Below are 16,704 nucleotides of genomic sequence, written 5' to 3' on the forward strand. Positions count from 1 at the left end.
AGAGTAAAAAATTGAGCTAATTTTACTTTCTACAAAACTTTTTTTAAAAGATATATGCTTCTGTTGTGACAGGATAATACAAGAAGCCCTATGCAAAACCATTTAATAGTTGATGCAACAACAATAGAAAAAGAGCTATTTGACCGTTACGGCCCACTAATAGCTGATGATGCTCTAAGAATTGCTTTAGGTTACAAAACCACAGATGCTTTTCGTCAAGCATTAACACGTAAAACTGTTCCTATTCCTATTTTCACTTTCCCAAATCGTCGTGGAAAATATGCGTTAGTAAAAGATGTTGCTACATGGCTAGCAAACCAAAGAAACTCATCTTTAGATCCGAACCATAACCACTAAAGTTTCATTTTTCAAAAATTATTATGGAGTCATCATGAAAAACTAAACTAAAAATCAATAAAAAACGGACCCTAAAAGGATCCGTTTGTGACTTTATATAGAAGCATATAAAGACCTGAGAATCATAGTATCTTCTCTATATCGTCACCAGTCAAGTAAGTGCTATTCAATCGTAATAGTACAGATTAACTCATTCTCAAATATCTATTGAGAATAGGATTACTTCTGGATAAACAGATATGTCTTATAAAACAGTTTTTTCAAAAACTGATATTCAAATAAATATCCTTGAACAAATCAGAATTGCCTTTGAATCAACAGCAAATGTAGCAGCTACACTTCACGGGCAACGTAAAATCTTTCAAGGTGCTTTTGGCCGTCGAACTTCCCTATTCCCTAGTCAAAAGTGTTGCGGTGCAATACCATTAGAAAGCCGTCTTGAACTGGCACATGCGATACATTTAGAACAAGATCCCAACATCATAAATTATCGCTCACAAGCATTAAAAATTTTACTTATTAATGAACAATATTGTTTTCCAGATTTTTTAGTTAAAACAAAAAAAGGTAGTTATGAAGTTCATGAAGTCAAACCATCCATAGCATCACTATCAACAGATGATTTAAATCGCTTTGCAATACTATCTGATCTACTCCACTCGATTGATATTACTTTTAAGCTAATAGATCACATAGACTTACCAAGTGAATCAGAAATTTCTCAGCTACTTTACTGGTATCAAAGAGGACATCGATTCAATTGGAACACCCTCGAAATCAATTACGCCTTACGTCACTTAAATTTCGAAGAATTTGATACCTTACAACAAGTCTACAAAACACTTGAATCAATAGGTCTTAAACAAGAACTAGCTGATTATTTATTTTTTCATAAAAAAATTAAGCTCCGCTCAGAAAATATGAATAGTCGAAAGGTCTATTAATATGGAAAACTCTCTTTTTATACCTCAAACTGGTTTTCGTTTTTATTTTAAAGCACATCCCGACTATATTTTTGAAATCGGATCTATAACCTATAATGCTATTCGGTATGCTGCTATAGCCGGTGGAAAGCCATTTTCAATAACACCCAACGAATTCGAAAGCCGCTATAAATTAGGTGAAATTTTATGTGTCTTTGCACCTGAGAAACTCATAATCAACCCAAAATACAGTTTAGAACTTCATCGCAAAGAGCGCTATGTTGTCAATGCATTACAACTATTGGAGCACCCTACAAGTATTAATCTGCTTTCCGAATTAATCCCCCAAATAGCTTCCGATATTAATGACCTTAACCCACCTTCGTGCCGTACTGTGGCAAGATGGATCAATAAATATAAAAATTCTTCTCAGAATAAACTGTGCTTGCATAATAAACATTCAGGTAATCGCAGTTTACGATTCTCTCCTGAAATTTATCAAATTCTAAATCAAGCAATTAATGAAGTCTATTTAAAGCCTGAATACAGAAGTGGTAAAGACGTACAAGCCTATATGCTTGGTCGATTCATGGAGCAAGGCATCCCATTAGAACAGTTACCAACACTTCGTAGTATCCAGCGACATATCAAAAAATTGGATCCTTATATTGAATTTAAAATGAAAAAAGGGTCCAGAATAGCGAAGAAAAAATTTCAAGCTGCTGGCAAAAGTATCATTAGTCCATTCGCTCTTTATATGGTCGAAATTGATACACACTATTTAGATCTAATCGTTATTGATCCGAAGACGAAACTTGCCTTAGGCCGACCATTTCTCGCATGTGCAATTGACATCTACTCTAGAACCATTGTTGGTACTTATATCAATATGTACCCCCCTAGTGCTGCAACTACATTAGAAGTTATCAAAGACATGATTACTCGGCCAAACCAAAAGTTACCAGGAGGAATCCCAAGTATCGTCATTCCAGATAATGGTGTGGAGTTTAAAAATAATGCTCTTGAACGAGTATGTGAACAGCTGAAAATTACTTTGACTCCTTCCCAAGTAGGTACACCTAATAACAAACCTCATATTGAACGTTTTTTTAGTACGCTCACACATGGGATTATACAAAAACTACCGGGAACAACTTTTTCTAATCCAACGAATAGAGGTGAATACAATTCAAGTAAAATTGCACAATTAACTTTAGAACAATTAAAACAATATATAGATACGTGGATTCATGAGGTTTATCACCGATCTATCCATCACACGACAGGGCGTTCACCTATCATCATGTGGCAAGATGCCATTGAAGATATACGACCGAGTTTTCTTAAAGATATAGATGCAAAAATTTTATGCCGTAGGCCTATTGAAAGAAGCATTAATCACGGTCAAGTACGTGTAGACGGTATTAGTTATTTTTCACATGCTCTAACTACACTACAAGCTAAAGGCATAAAAAAAGTTACCGTGCTTATAGACGATTTAAATTTAAATGAAGTTTTTATCATTGATCCCAACAATAAAGATGTAATCATTCAAGCAGATTCAACCAATCAAGACTATACATTTGGATTAACACGAGTAACCCATCTTGAAGTTCAAAAACTAAAGAAAATCCAATCTCGATCTGATAAACAAAAAATTGGTTCGATGTCCGATTTATATTATCTGTATAAACTTATGCATGAGATTCAAACTAATCTTGTGAGACGAAAGCCAAGATTGAAACCACTTACTCTTGAGCTTCCCAAGCAGCTACAGAGGATCGAAGAACAACTATTCTCAAAAGACAAGGATATTGCTGAACAAGCTGTTTCCACAATAAATGTACCTACACCAATTAATCAATTTGGTTCATTGGAGGTTTTTAAACATGGAAAAATTTGAGAATCGTTTTGAACAAATTCGATCTATTAACAATATTGTTATTACTTCTAATGAATTCATGACCGCTTTCACAGGTATACAAGATTGTGTAAAAAGAAGTATTTCATTTAGTGAACCTGTTGGAAGTATGCTTCTTGCTGAAGGAGGTCTTGGAAAAACTACGCTCTGTAAAACGATCTTGAGTCTGATGCCTCGTACAGAAAAAATTGAGAAGGATCATAAGAAAAACATCATCCCTGTATGCTATGTAGAAGTACCATCGCCTGCCACAGTTAAATCATTAGCAATAACGATGCTCAAAGAGCTTGGTGATCCTACTTATGAAAATGGATATGGTACTACTGAATACTTAACTAGCAGGCTTATTTATTTACTCGCACAATGCGAAACCAAGCTTATATTCTTAGATGAATTCCACCATTTATTTGAGCGTAAACCGACATCTACAAGAATGAATCGGACTACAGGAAATTGGCTTAAAACGCTAGTAAACCGAACAGGGATTAGTTTTTGTTTAGTTGGTTTACCTGAGTTTGTCCCACTACTTCAAGTTGATAGCCAGATTGCACGTAGATTCCCATTCATCTACCACCTAAATCCATTAACTGTTGATCCTTCAAATGGCGGGAGCATGTTTGCATTTCTCGCTGAAGTTTCAAGAACGCTCAGTAAGCAAAATATCACTTTCTCACCAGCACTAGATAGCCAACTCGCAGGCATGCAAATTCAATTAGCTACGAAAGGCTATCACTCATATGTAATGAGCCTGATTAGGGAAAGTATTACACATGCTTTAAATGATAACAGGCAAGTCATAAATCCCAATGACTTCAGTTATGCATGGAAGTTAGGCATCACGTTATACATCAGTAAACAAAATAAAAATCCCTTTGAAATGAATATTTCGCAAATCGTTTCATTAATGAATTAGACATAATTATGCAAAATACTCTTTTAATACAAGCTATCCCTTATGAGGATGAGTCTGCGTGAAGTTTCTTATTAAGAACAGCGGAGCTTAACGCACACAGTTCAATTTTTAATTTGATCGGTAAAGAAAAATACAAATCCATCATCCATCAATCTTTAAATTATCATATTTCTGATATGACTCGCTTCACCTTAGTCTTAAAAGCATTGAATCTTGATAGTTCTTATAAATTTCTAGCTTTTGAAAGATCGAAGCCCACCTATAGATCTCCAATAATTATTGGAACAATTGAAGTTCCCCATGAATTAGTAGAAATTGAACTTTTACGCTACTGCCCTATCTGTCTTTCTGAAAAAGCTTACCTTAGAAAATTATGGACACTCAAACCAGTACACGCATGCCCAATACACTCTTGCTTGTTAATTTATTCTTGTCCTAACTGTAAGAATCTTCTTACTCCTAAAACAGGAGTTCGAAATTGTTCGAGCTGTGGTTTTAAATTAGATAAAGCACCCATAAGGGAAGCAAAATCAATGGAAAGTATCTATTGGTTTATTGATATTCTTAATCATAGTTCAAAGGAGCTGTTTAAAGAGTTTGCATCATGTTGGAAAGCTTTTAATGATTTTTTAAAATCTGATAGATCCAACACAAATGAAAATATTTTTTCTAAAGTATATGAATATTTTTCTGACCCTGACATTTCAGCATTAAAATTAAGTAAAGCTATTAATAGTAAAAGTGAGTATTCTCACCCTCGAATTCAATTATTACCATTTCTAAAGCATGAAAAGTTTTTCAAGAAACATATTGAAGTCACTGAAAAAAATTCATCAGAATATACAATTACTCAAAATAGTATTTCTAGAAGACTTAGAAATTATGAAATAAAACTGATCTTAAATATTTCTCGCTTTGAGCTTGAGAAATTGATAGATAGTGACTATTTAAACCTTGGCGATAAAGAACTCTATAAAGGATATATTGCTAGTATAGATGTAGAGCGCTTTCTAATTGGTGCATTTTCTCAGGCTAAATCTGCATCAGTTACCAAAATTGATGCACCAACATGTAGTGATAATATTCCATTAAAAGATGTGGCTAAGATCTTAGATATAAATTATGAAACTACTAGAAAACTAGCAAAAGCTGGATGGTTCAACTTAGAAAATACGCTTAAAAAGCCGCAGACTCTCAAAAAGTACTCAAAACAAAAGGTCAATAAATTCAAAAACAACTACATGCTTGTTAGTCCATTAGCAACACAGCTTGAGGTGTCTCCAACTAATCTAGTAGAAAAATTAGGGGCTTTAGGTATAACAGCTGCTCATGGCCCACACATAGATTCAACTGCAATCAATATTTTTTTAAAGACTGATGTCCAAAATATAAAGCCAGATGCCTTAAGCATGATTAAGGACTATCCAACTCGTTCTGGAAGGCACAAAAATGCCTTAAAAGATGTATCCCAAAATGCAGATTATTACTCTTTAAATGATTCTGCATCCATATTAGCAATCAGCTCAAATAAAGTTGCGGTACTTGTTCAAAAAGGGATTCTCAGGAAAAAGGAGAACAACCCTTTATATATTCAGATTGAAGCTTGGTCTCTATTAAATCTTAAAAACAAACTACTAAGCGAAGAATATATTCTTTACCTCGATGCAGCAAAGCTATTAAATTGTCCCATTAACTGGATGAAAAAATATTGGGTCGATACAGGCTTCTTAAACATTGAAGATTTAGTGTATTGGAAGCTTATCAATAAAAATGAGCTAACTGAAGTTCTGAGTTTAAAAGAAGAATTCATTACTGGTGCTGAGGCAAGCTCTCTTTTAGGTATGCGTCACTCTCATGTCACTAACTTACAAAAACAGGGTCTTATAAAGCCTCATTATTTTGGAAAAACAGATAAAAAAGTAAGGCTTTTTAAAAAGGCTGAGGTTTTAAAATTTTGTAATTCAATAGATTAATTTACATTTTTCAGATCCCATCTACTCCCTATGTGGGGATCTTCTTACAATTAAAATCGCTTCATTAGGCACCTCAACCTTAACTTTTATTTTAAATTCGTTTCCATTTTTGTCTTTGGTTTTAGCTGTGTATTGAATTAAAGCATTCTTACCAACCCCTTTTAAGAGTATTTCACCACCTTTTATCTCAACATATTCACCCCTTTTCTTCCCAATTTTTGACTCTGGAAAGAAATCTTTAAATCCATCTTTGATATAAATTAAGCTATTCTTTTCATCTTCTCGTACAGAACCTAGTACCGTATTAATAAAAATATTTTTCGATTTTTCAGCGTAAAATACATACACAGAACTAGGAACAAGTAGAATATAAAGTAGCATCATTGAAAGCCTGATATTCTTATTTTTATTTTCATCTTCTGTTAATTCCGCATTATTAGTCTTTAAGTTCTCAATGAATTTATCAATAAACACTTTTAAAATAATACTTAAAAAAAGTATTATTAATAAGCTTATTGATTTACCACTATAAAAAACAAAAATAAAAGCAAAACCAAAAGTGTAAAATAAAAATTTAATAAAAACCTTACTTAAACCATTTAAAAAGTTATTAATATTTAATTTAAAAAAGATTAGATCTATTAAGCATTCTGACAGCCTTCCTCGTAATGAAAATAAAACTTTAAAAAAACTCCATACCGCCTTCAGAAAAAACAATAAAACACTACCAAGCGCATAGTGTGAGCCTAAAAATAATGCATAGACGAATAAAAATTTTATTGTAATTAAGAAAAATAAAAGACCATCCCCTAATGATAAATCCGTAGGGAAGTAATCAATATACCAAAAATATAAAAGAATAAAACATATACCAACACCTATAGTAAATTTAGCAATAAACCCACTGTTATCAACAATGAGCTTAATTTTTTGCAATAAAAAAACAGTGAAATTCACATACCCCTCATTTTATATTTTAATTAATAAAAAATAACTTTCTGAAATTGAATATCCAGATCAAGTACCAATTAGATCCTAGCTAATACAATACAAATAATAAGCTCAAATTTTAAGAGTTGTTATTATTACCAATGTTTTAATAGTTGCTCACTAAAAATTCATTCATCTTTAGAAATGATCTGAGCGGAAAATACTAATAGTAATTCGCTAATCAGTATTTAGAGAAATTTCAACATTCAAGCCATTGAAATTGCTATACTTAACTTACCCCAACAAACTGGAGCTTAGTTTAAGTATTTACGCAGTATTCTTTACAGACTCAATTACTATTTTAAGTTCATCAGTAAGATTTTTCTTTAATTCTTCCAACATTTGATAACTTATAGTTGTATTCCTACGAATCATAACTTTCTCATCCGTCATTTCTAGCAATAATTTATCATTCATATGTTCATTCAAAGCTATTTGAAAGTCCATCTCATTTTTTCTTGCAGCCAATACAACCTGTTCTTTGTCATTAATTACCATAAAGGTAATTGGGTTATTTAAAACCAGTTCTTTCAATCCTTTATCAAATGACATAAAAAAAGGAATAAATATTGAACAAGAATTTGAATTTGTGGCTAATGATTCAAAAGCTCTCATATGAACTAAATCCCAAGACATACTTTGATCAATTTTCTCAAATATTTTTTTAGATATATTAGTAATAGCCCCCCAAAAAGGTGGCTTAACTTTTGAATAAAAAAATTGCCAAGCCAAGTTAAGCTCATAATTTGGTAATTTATTTAAAACATTTATACAAAACTCAATTAAGCTTGAAAAATTACTGCTAGCATCTTCAGGATTGGAAATATATAAAATAGCAATTTTATATAAAATACAATTATTAAATAGAGCCTTATATTCAAAAGATTTAATTGCACTATCAGTCATATAGCCTTGAATATCTTTCTCAGCTTCATCAACTATTTCATTCCATGGCTTTGTAGTTAACTCTTTTAATGGAGTATTTTTATCTTTTTCAAATTTATTCCAGTCGATGTAATCCAATGCTTTAAATGAAGCAATCGTATCACGAGGTCTATCATTTTCAGGACAATTTCTACGTAATCTCACGTTTTCAATAATCATTGGGAATATATCAGTTTGAATTGATAATTCTTTTTTTAAAAAAATAAAATTTCTTATTAGCTCTTTATCTTCATCTCTTATATTGCTTCCAAAAAAAATATTTCTTAACTTTTCAGCAAAATTAGAATCATATGAAAATGACCAATCTATTGGTACAATTGACTTACCACCAGTTAAATAACTTTGCATAGCAATTTCAGCAGAAGTAATAAAAAAATTATCATGCTGAAAAATAGATACTATTATTGGACATTTTTTCTTAATAATATCTAAATCAAGATCGAGGCGTGCACCTCCGTCTTTTGGTGTTGACATAATAATTCTAATATTTTCAAACTCTTTAGATCTTCGTTCAGCAATATGATCTAATTTAGAGTTATTTTCCGTCAGTATTGCTCCATATATTTCATCGATTAAAGGGAGCGAAGATAAATCATTTTTTTCCATATTTTTATACCTAATATAATGTAAAAGTATCTTTACAGTATTTACATAAATTTAATTACAGGATCAGTTAATTCTTAATTTCTAAAGAAAGATTTAATAAATCTCCAAAGCTTCAATAACCAGCTATCTCGATCTGGTAAAGAATTAACTTCCTGCTTATTCTTACTAGCAATATAATTTTGTTTATCAAACCTATCTTTTGTTTGGATGTTGGCAATTCGCCTTTGTGTAAATCTATTAGCCCAAATCACTCGATTATTCGTAATGAAATAATGTGATTTACAACGATAGTTCCAGTTCCCTATAGATGGTCTAAGTGAAACACTATTCATATCTTTTTTCAGTTGCCAATCGACTGGTGAAAGAGGAGTAACCACCTCCTCACCACACCCGCAACAACACTTATGAATAGCAGTTTGATAAACCTCACTGATATACAGCTTACCCTCTTCAATAGTATCGGGAATAAACTCTACATAGACTGGTGTAATCTTTTTAACTGCCATTTACTATTCCTCAGGGCAATCATCACGTGTCAACGATTGGAGAGGAATTACCAGATTCAAATTATGGGCATTCAGTTGATCAAGATAGAATCCCATAAATTGTTTCCACCGCATTACAGCTAATGCAGCATTTAATGCATTAAGATCAGCAACTTGAATATTGCTACGATAGATAGCTTCTTCATTATCATCCTCTAGATTTAACCGTGATGGTAAATGACTATTCAGAGTATGAGTTGCCAAAGTAACGCGACATGTACCTCTTAACTGTGGATCCCCATCCAAACCATTAGCGACCTCAACCCCCATCCCAACATCAATGAATGGAATACCTTTTTTAACGAGATGATCTGTAATTACTCGCCGAGCTTTTCCATTATCTACAGCAACAAAAACAAATGTACATTCATCCAATTCATGTACATTCTGCTCATCTAAGAAGTAATCATGAGTAAAAATTCCCTCTCTCATCGCTGAATATATCTCACGAAAATATTCAACTTTCTTAGGGAAAGCTTGAAGTTGCTCTAATGATGCTGCTCCAGGGGCTCTAAACGCATTATGTGGTTCAAAGTTATCAGCATCAAATAAGTGAATCTCTTGAACTGGAGTTTTAGCAAGCAAGTCCAAGATAAAACTTCCTGTACCTCCAACACCGACAATACCTATACGAGAATCTTCAAGCTTCTGGGTGATAGCAGTAATACCTACACGAGATGATGCTGTATCTGGATAACAAAATACTGAACGTTCATCACGTTGACCATGTACTACACCAGTACGACCATCAGCATTTGCATCAACAACACGAGCTTGGCTAACGAACAATGTGTGATAATGAACTACCTTGTCATAAAAATTAGTGAAAGATTGACCATTTGGCTTATTTGATAAGTAATAATCCACATTAAAATCATCAAACAGAGTTATTTTTCTCTCACTATTTACAACCTCAGACATTTCCTTACCAGTTGCATCATGGGGATATTCTCCCTTGAAATACATTGTATGGTCTTGAGGCTGTGTTTCAATTTCTCCATTTTCAACAAATGGACAAACTAAAGTCGCTAATTTTACTTCACGTGACTGATTGAGGTAAGGAATGGAGTGCACCAGCAAATGCTGGCGCTGGATATCAATTTCAAAACCTTCTTCAATCAATCGCTGTACTGATGGATTAAGAACGGTTTGTTTTATTGACATCGAATTTCATCCCATTTCGAATAGCTACTGACTGCCCCGCAACCAAAGTCCCATCTGGTGTTTGTGGTCCAACATATGCGACTGTATATACAATATTTGGATCAACTTGACCTGGAAAAGCTAGCTCAAGGACTTCTTCATAACTAATTCGCTCGCCATATACTTTTTTAGGACGAGCATTAACGATAATGTTGACGAACTTGTCTTGATTACCTTTACCACTTTCTGAATGTTGTGACATTGTGCCATTCCTTCATTATTTACTGGCAAGGTCCTTTTATTACGGTTATAATTATCTTCGCCAAAAGAAAACCGTTTAGACCTTGTAATTTAATTTTTAATTAGATTTCTCTAACTAAACACTAAAGCCTCGATGTATCTTCATTGGGGCTTTTTTAATACTCAAATAAACTAACTCATGAATGGTACCTCCTTTACTTAAAAAATTTTCAATTCACTCTTTCAACAATTGACAACTGTTAAAGAACAATTCTTGATCACCACTCATGATCACATAATCATTTTGATCATGTCAAGTGGTAATTTTGATTACTCCATGAGATAGTAATGATCGTATATAATTACTTAGTAATGTCAGAGGTTTTATACAATGGAAGAAAAAAAAATTAATAAAAACTTGGAAGAAAGACTAAGATTTATAGAGTTAACTTTAAGGTTTAAAGGCTGGTGCTCTAGATCAGACCTAACAAGAAAATTTGATATATCATTACCAGCTGCAACTCGGGATTTCAGAGAGTATAAAGATTTATGCCCAAACAATTTGAGTTTTAATGAAGTTGAAAAGCATTATGAAATTAATTTGCATGAGTTCGTTCCTCATTTCCCAATCAATTTTAAAACAGCTGTAGGCTTCATAAGAAATAGTACTAACTCAAAGACTATTGGGCTAAGTGAATTCGACTCTATTCAATCACCTCCAAGACTTTCTGAGCCTGATTTAGATGTTCTGTTAAAAATAACTAGAGCAATTTTGGGTAACACAATTATAGAGGCTGAATATTTCTCAGTAGATAATGGTTTTTCTCACAAAAAACTTGCCCCACACTCCTTAATAGACAATGGGTTAAGATGGCATGTAAGAGCATATGATTACGAAAAATGTAGATTTGCTGACTTCGTTTTGACACGATTTAAAAATGTGCAAGAAACCAAAATAAAAGTAGGAAAAAATGAATCTAGATCGCAGGATAATCAGTGGAACCGACTTGTTAGATTAGAACTCGTTCCTCACCCTAACCCTAAAAATGTTCAGTGCCCTGAAACATTAATGCATGACTATAATATGGAAGATGGTGTAAAAGTAGTCGAAGTAAGAGCAGCTGTCGCTGGTTATTGGTTGCGTCTATGGAATATTGATTGTTCAACTGACCACCGCTTAACAGGGAAAGAGTTTCATCTTTGGTTAAGAAATTCTGTTGCGTTGTATGATGTTGATAGTGTTTATCTTGCCCCAAAGTAAAAATGTGAATTCAATTAACTTAATGTAAAGATATCTGCATTTTAAATAATAGCTATGTATTCGATTTCAGAAAATGACAATAGATGTGTCGTTTTTTTCATAAAATGTCACTAGTTGCGTCGCATTCTAGTGTCATTATGAGTCGAAAGATTTCTAAGTTATTGAATTTAGGTATCTAAAAATGACAACTTATGTGTCGCATGACGAAAGCGGAATCATTAGGTTCCGCTTTTTTTATACGAATAAAAATAATGGTGAATAAAAATGAGTAAAGGTAAAAATCAACATGTCGTCCCACATTCTAATGGATGGGCTGTTAAAGGTGCCGGCAATAGCAAAGCAACTAAAGTAACATCTACCCAAGCTGAAGCAATTAAAATTGCTGAAAGCATTGCTCGTAATCAAGGGTCTGACACAAAAATTCATGGTACAAATGGACAAATACGTTCCGGTAACAGTTATGGTAATGATCCTTATCCACCGAAAGATACAAAATAATCCGATTCTAGATCCCGCTTCAATAGCGGGATTTTTTATCAAAAGATAAATATATTATAAAAAACAATATAAATACATAGACTTAATAATAATTAATTAGTTTAATTTTTAAACCATTCTGCTATGATGATACTAAATTTATAACGCATACTACAAAAATAGAGGCTAATAATGAAAGGAACAATTCTGGATTTTTCAATCCAAAGCAATACAGGCATTATCAGTGGTGATGACCAAAACCGCTATAATTTTACTGGTGCGGAATGGCGAGGACAGCGCCCGCCTTCACCTGGCGAACATGTCGATTTTGCGGTTGACAATGCCGGTAATGCCTCGCAGATCTATATTGCCCTCAACCGCAACAGCACCGTTCAGAACCTGTCTGAACAACTGGATAGAATTTCAAACCAGAATCAATCTGAAGAACAATTTAATATGATTGACTGGTTTGTAAAATGTCTGAAAAATTATGTCACCTTTGATGGACGTGCACGCCGTAAGGAATTCTGGTTCTTTATGTTGGTTTCTTTCATTTTGGGCATTATTGTTCAAATCATTGATGCAATACTCGGTACCGACAAAATGCTGAATGGACTATTAAATTTGGCATTATTCCTACCAAGTCTCGCCGTAGGTGCCCGTCGTTTACATGACACAAATCGATCTGGTTGGTGGCAATTAATCGGATTAACAATTATTGGTCTTATTCCTCTTATTATCTGGTGGGCTTCAGACACCAAACGGGAAAACAATCAGTGGGGACAACCCACTAAATAAAGCAGATCAAAAAGGGCGATATCGCCCTTTTCTCTTATCTAAAATTCATCAACCATCAACCATCAACCATCAACCATCAACCATCAACCATCAACCATCAACCATCAACCATATTTTCGGGCAAAATCTTCATCTGAAGTACACAAATAAATAATGAACTCAATGAAAGCGACAAATGCAGGAATGAAGGTCCAGCAGAAAATCAGATAAACAATGCCCCAGCCAATTTGCCCCAAATAAAATTTATGAATACCAAAGCCACCGAGGAAAAAAGCTAACACTGCAGCCACAACCCTGTTTTTCTCGCCCACCTGATTGGTAAATGTAGAGGCTGAACTCAGGACATAAATGTCGTTGGCCTGACCGGTTCCATCCACAGTAAAATCGACTTTCTGCCCCCGGGCAGGTGAAATCTGCCCACGCCAGCTTGCCCCAGTAAAGTGATAGCGGTTCTGGTCATCACCACTAATCACTCCACTATTACTTTGAATAGAAAAATCTAATATCTGACCTTTCATATATTTCCTTGTTTTTCTTTATATTCACTTTGAATAGTAAGTGCATTTGATTAAATTTAAAATAATTATCAACTCATCCCTTATGCTAAAAATATGCAAAAGCCCCAGACTTTGCTCGTCTGGGTCATGGATGCATAATTTCATCTATTAAAAATACTTATCGCAATTCGATCTGATTGATTTGTTCAAGGCTCTGCACTGCAGCAGAAAAGTCCAAAGTACTGGCCTGCTCTTTTTGAATTCGGGCAAATTGATTTTGGATTAATTGCATACTCGGAAGCTGTAGCGATTGTTCCTGAATGAGATCCATCGCAATGCCAATGTCTTTCTGCAACAAGTCTAAAGCAAAGGTTTTATCAAAACTGCGATTCAGCACTCGCTGTGCCATAATATTTTCCGACATGCTGCTTTTACCGCTGGAATGATTGATACAGTTCAAAGCCGCAGATAAATTGACACCTTTCGACTTCAGCACGGTTAAACCTTCAGCCAAAGCCCACAAATGCGTTGCCATTAAGGTATTGTTAATGGCTTTGACCGCAAAGCCCGAACCACTCTCCCCTACATATTCAATCAGACTCGAAAAGGCTGCAATGATGGGTTTAGCTTTTTCAAATGCATCGACATCACCGCCCACCATCACAGTTAAAGTGCCTTTTTCCGCACCGATGGTTTGTCCTGAAACCGGTGCATCCAGATATACAACACCGAGTTTTTTCAAGCTTTGCATTAAATTCTGCGCCGATTGTGGCACACCACTGGTGCAATCTATCCAGATACTGCCTGACTTGGGAGGATGTGCTGCAATCAACTGCTCAACATCGGCACTGGTCGGCAAACAGGAGAAAATAAAATCGGCCTGTACCGCCTTTTCAATCTTTACGGATTGGGTTTGAAAAGTTTCGGCATGTTGATCCGCCTTGGATCCGGTCCTATTCCAGACCGAGACTTCATGTCCCAGTTGAGGAAGGTGGGAGGCCATATGCCATCCCATTGCCCCTAGTCCAATAAATGCAATTGTATGGCTCAAAATACACTCCTATTGGTTAACCACAGGTGTTACTGAATTTTCGCTATCGAGGCTGACTGAATCTTGTTTTTCTTCGCCACGACTCAAAAACAGGTTCAGCACAATCGCCGCCAAAGTGGCTGTACCAATACCGCCCAAATCAAATGAACCGATATGCAGACTAAAGTTCCCTGCACCCATAATCAGACTAACGGCTGCAATAATTAAGCTGCTGTTTTTGGTGAAATCGATTTTGTTATCGACCCAGATTTTGGCACCGGCTACGGTAATCAGGCCAAACACCACAATTGATGCACCACCCAACAATGCCACAGGAATGGTACTGATTACCGCACCAAACTTTGGTGACAAACCCAACAAAATGGCAAATACACCCGCCACTACAAAAATAGTGGTTGAGTAAACTTTAGTGACGGCCATGACGCCAATATTTTCCGCATAAGTGGTCATGCCTGTGCCACCCACCGAAGCCGACATGGTAGTACATACCCCATCTGCAAAAAATGCACGGCCCATATACGGTGACAGGTTTTTACCGGTCATGGCTGAAACGGCTTTAAAGTGCCCCAGATTTTCAGCGACCAGAATAATGGCAACAGGTGCAATCAATAACATCGCATTGGCGTTAAAGACCGGCGTTTGGAAAGTTGGCAGACCAAACCAGGCAGCATTGGAAATGATGGAGAAATCAATCGGCTTGCCCAAACCCATGACATTGGCCAGCAGGAAATACACCAGATAAGAACTGCACAAACCAATCAACAATAGCAGACGGCGCACCATACCGCGGGTAAACACGGCGACAACACTAATGCAGATAATAGTGACCACAGCCATCCAGGTATCAAAACTATTGGTGGACACGCTCTTGATGGTAACTGGCGCCAAATTCAGACCAATAATCATCACAATCGCACCGGTCACAATCGGTGGCATCAGCTTTTCAATCCAGCCGGTTCCGGTTTTCATCACAACCAGACCAATCGCCGCATAAACCAACCCACAAGCTATGGTTCCACCCAGTGCCAATCCGATATTCGGATTGGAACCTGCACCCGCATAGCCCGTTGCCGCAGCCACTGCGCCAATAAATGCAAAACTTGGTCCCAGATAACTCGGCATCCGTCCGCCGGTCATCAGGAAAAATAAAATGGTGCCAATCCCGGTAATAAAGATCGTCAGATTTGGATCGAAGCCCATCAGCAAAGGTGCAAGTACTGTTGCGCCAAACATTGCAAAAGCATGTTGCAAACCCAAAACCATACTTTTGCCAGCAGGCAAATATTCATCAACCTGTACAGGCATTACATCTAGATTGCCTTGATAAGGCTTAAATTTCGGAAACCATGATTCTTTTTTTTGCATGGGTTTCCCCTCCCCTTAAATTAGGAATATTGGATCAATTCATTGGTTGCGGCTCACAATAACTACGGTTGAAATACATTAATGCATTACCGCCCTGATTCTGTTTCATGGCCTTGACCTGACAAATCAGAACGTCGTGACTACCTACCGACATGCTCTTCACCACTTCACAGTCAAATGAAACCAAGGCATCTTCTAAAACCGGTGCCTGTGTGATCAGGGTTGACCATATTCCACGCAAGAATCGTTCTGCCATAGGTGTTTTGCCACCAAAAGCATTGGATAATTCTTTTTGATGAGCCGCCAAGGTATTTACACAAAGTACCTGATTACGCTTAAAAGTTTCAAATACAGATGCTGAACGGTTCAAACAGACCAGTAATGTCGGTGGGCTATCGGTGACACTACATACAGCCGAAGCGGTAAACCCTGCCTGACCTGCTGCACCATCGGTGGTAATCACATTCACAGCGGCACCCAAATTACTCATGCCTTGTCTAAAAGTTGCCTGATCAATTTCTGTATGTGCTTCATCATCAGCTATTTTAAAACTTTGGGCATGTTGTAATAAATCTTTTCCAGATGGAACGGACATCAGTTTACTGTTCATCACCTTCTCCATCACTGAAATCCGCTATTGATCATACAGTGCAAATTTCAGTGTTGCTGTTTTTAATTACCCAATCAGCTTGATGCTTG

The 16,704-nt window shown here is 35.6% G+C and carries 17 protein-coding genes; 8 read left to right on the top strand and 9 right to left on the bottom strand.

The genetic code is table 11. The features are described 5' to 3' along the window. Nucleotides 1-90 precede the first annotated feature (90 nt). The 5 genes from B9T38_RS06740 to B9T38_RS06760 all read left to right on the top strand — a co-directional run bounded on the left by B9T38_RS06740 (nt 91) and on the right by B9T38_RS06760 (nt 6,087). Nucleotides 91-357 (top strand): hypothetical protein, encoded by a 267-nt coding sequence (locus tag B9T38_RS06740; RefSeq protein ID WP_054580152.1) that lies wholly within the window; start codon nt 91-93, stop codon nt 355-357. A 239-nt stretch (nt 358-596) separates the two neighbouring features. Beyond that, nucleotides 597-1,301, top strand: coding sequence for a hypothetical protein (locus tag B9T38_RS06745; RefSeq protein WP_086196050.1), 705 nt, complete (start codon nt 597-599; stop codon nt 1,299-1,301). A gap of 1 nt (nt 1,302) precedes the next feature. Beyond that, nucleotides 1,303-3,183: a TnsB C-terminal domain-containing protein gene (locus tag B9T38_RS06750; protein WP_086196051.1), complete on the top strand. Its 1,881-nt coding sequence runs from the start codon at nt 1,303-1,305 to the stop codon at nt 3,181-3,183. Then, nucleotides 3,170-4,114 (top strand): TniB family NTP-binding protein, encoded by a 945-nt coding sequence (locus B9T38_RS06755; RefSeq protein ID WP_086196052.1) that lies wholly within the window; start codon nt 3,170-3,172, stop codon nt 4,112-4,114. Before B9T38_RS06750 ends, B9T38_RS06755 begins: the two co-directional genes overlap by 14 nt. 113 nt (nt 4,115-4,227) lie before the next feature. Further along, nucleotides 4,228-6,087: a TniQ family protein gene (locus B9T38_RS06760; protein ID WP_251992214.1), complete on the top strand. Its 1,860-nt coding sequence runs from the start codon at nt 4,228-4,230 to the stop codon at nt 6,085-6,087. Between the two features lie 21 nt (nt 6,088-6,108). Here the strand turns inward: B9T38_RS06760 and B9T38_RS06765 are convergent, their stop codons facing one another. The 5 genes from B9T38_RS06765 to B9T38_RS06785 form a co-directional block, all read right to left on the bottom strand. Next, nucleotides 6,109-7,044, bottom strand: a complete 936-nt coding sequence (locus B9T38_RS06765; protein ID WP_086196053.1) for a hypothetical protein — start codon at nt 7,042-7,044, stop codon at nt 6,109-6,111. 300 nt (nt 7,045-7,344) lie between these two features. After that, nucleotides 7,345-8,628: a hypothetical protein gene (locus tag B9T38_RS06770; protein ID WP_086196054.1), complete on the bottom strand. Its 1,284-nt coding sequence runs from the start codon at nt 8,626-8,628 to the stop codon at nt 7,345-7,347. Nucleotides 8,629-8,702: 74 nt separating this feature from the next. Continuing rightward, entirely contained in the window at nt 8,703-9,134 is a 432-nt protein-coding gene (locus tag B9T38_RS06775) for a ubiquitination-like system serine protease family protein (RefSeq protein ID WP_086196055.1), read from the bottom strand. Between the two features lie 3 nt (nt 9,135-9,137). Next, a complete protein-coding gene (locus tag B9T38_RS06780) occupies nt 9,138-10,337 on the bottom strand; it encodes a ThiF family adenylyltransferase (RefSeq protein ID WP_086196056.1) in 1,200 nt (399 codons plus the stop codon). Next, nucleotides 10,312-10,578: a multiubiquitin domain-containing protein gene (locus B9T38_RS06785; protein ID WP_046879588.1), complete on the bottom strand. Its 267-nt coding sequence runs from the start codon at nt 10,576-10,578 to the stop codon at nt 10,312-10,314. Before B9T38_RS06785 ends, B9T38_RS06780 begins: the two co-directional genes overlap by 26 nt. 369 nt (nt 10,579-10,947) lie before the next feature. On the opposite strand from B9T38_RS06785, the gene B9T38_RS06790 reads away from it, so the two are divergent. The 3 genes from B9T38_RS06790 to B9T38_RS06800 all read left to right on the top strand — a co-directional run bounded on the left by B9T38_RS06790 (nt 10,948) and on the right by B9T38_RS06800 (nt 13,092). Then, on the top strand, nt 10,948-11,817 hold the full coding sequence (locus B9T38_RS06790; RefSeq protein ID WP_086196057.1) for a BrxR family transcriptional regulator: 870 nt from the start codon (nt 10,948-10,950) through the stop codon (nt 11,815-11,817). 264 nt (nt 11,818-12,081) lie between these two features. After that, nucleotides 12,082-12,315: a DUF2188 domain-containing protein gene (locus B9T38_RS06795; RefSeq protein ID WP_086196058.1), complete on the top strand. Its 234-nt coding sequence runs from the start codon at nt 12,082-12,084 to the stop codon at nt 12,313-12,315. Nucleotides 12,316-12,486: 171 nt separating this feature from the next. Next, nucleotides 12,487-13,092 carry a DUF805 domain-containing protein gene (locus B9T38_RS06800; RefSeq protein ID WP_086196059.1) on the top strand — a complete coding sequence of 202 codons (606 nt, stop codon included), beginning with the start codon at nt 12,487-12,489 and terminating at the stop codon, nt 13,090-13,092. A gap of 104 nt (nt 13,093-13,196) precedes the next feature. Here the strand turns inward: B9T38_RS06800 and B9T38_RS06805 are convergent, their stop codons facing one another. The 4 genes from B9T38_RS06805 to rutF all read right to left on the bottom strand — a co-directional run bounded on the left by B9T38_RS06805 (nt 13,197) and on the right by rutF (nt 16,615). Further along, nucleotides 13,197-13,610 (bottom strand): TM2 domain-containing protein, encoded by a 414-nt coding sequence (locus B9T38_RS06805; protein ID WP_205683530.1) that lies wholly within the window; start codon nt 13,608-13,610, stop codon nt 13,197-13,199. A gap of 157 nt (nt 13,611-13,767) precedes the next feature. Beyond that, nucleotides 13,768-14,640 (bottom strand): NAD(P)-dependent oxidoreductase, encoded by an 873-nt coding sequence (locus B9T38_RS06810; protein WP_086196060.1) that lies wholly within the window; start codon nt 14,638-14,640, stop codon nt 13,768-13,770. A 9-nt stretch (nt 14,641-14,649) separates the two neighbouring features. After that, the gene (gene rutG / locus B9T38_RS06815) at nt 14,650-16,005 is read right to left on the bottom strand and encodes a pyrimidine utilization transport protein G (protein ID WP_086196061.1); all 1,356 of its coding nucleotides are present in this window, start codon (nt 16,003-16,005) and stop codon (nt 14,650-14,652) included. A 34-nt stretch (nt 16,006-16,039) separates the two neighbouring features. After that, a complete protein-coding gene (gene rutF / locus B9T38_RS06820; protein WP_171263190.1) occupies nt 16,040-16,615 on the bottom strand; it encodes an NADH-dependent FMN reductase RutF in 576 nt (191 codons plus the stop codon). Nucleotides 16,616-16,704 lie beyond the last annotated feature (89 nt).

This window comes from Acinetobacter sp. ANC 4218 (assembly GCF_002135245.1).
GTDB lineage: Bacteria > Pseudomonadota > Gammaproteobacteria > Pseudomonadales > Moraxellaceae > Acinetobacter.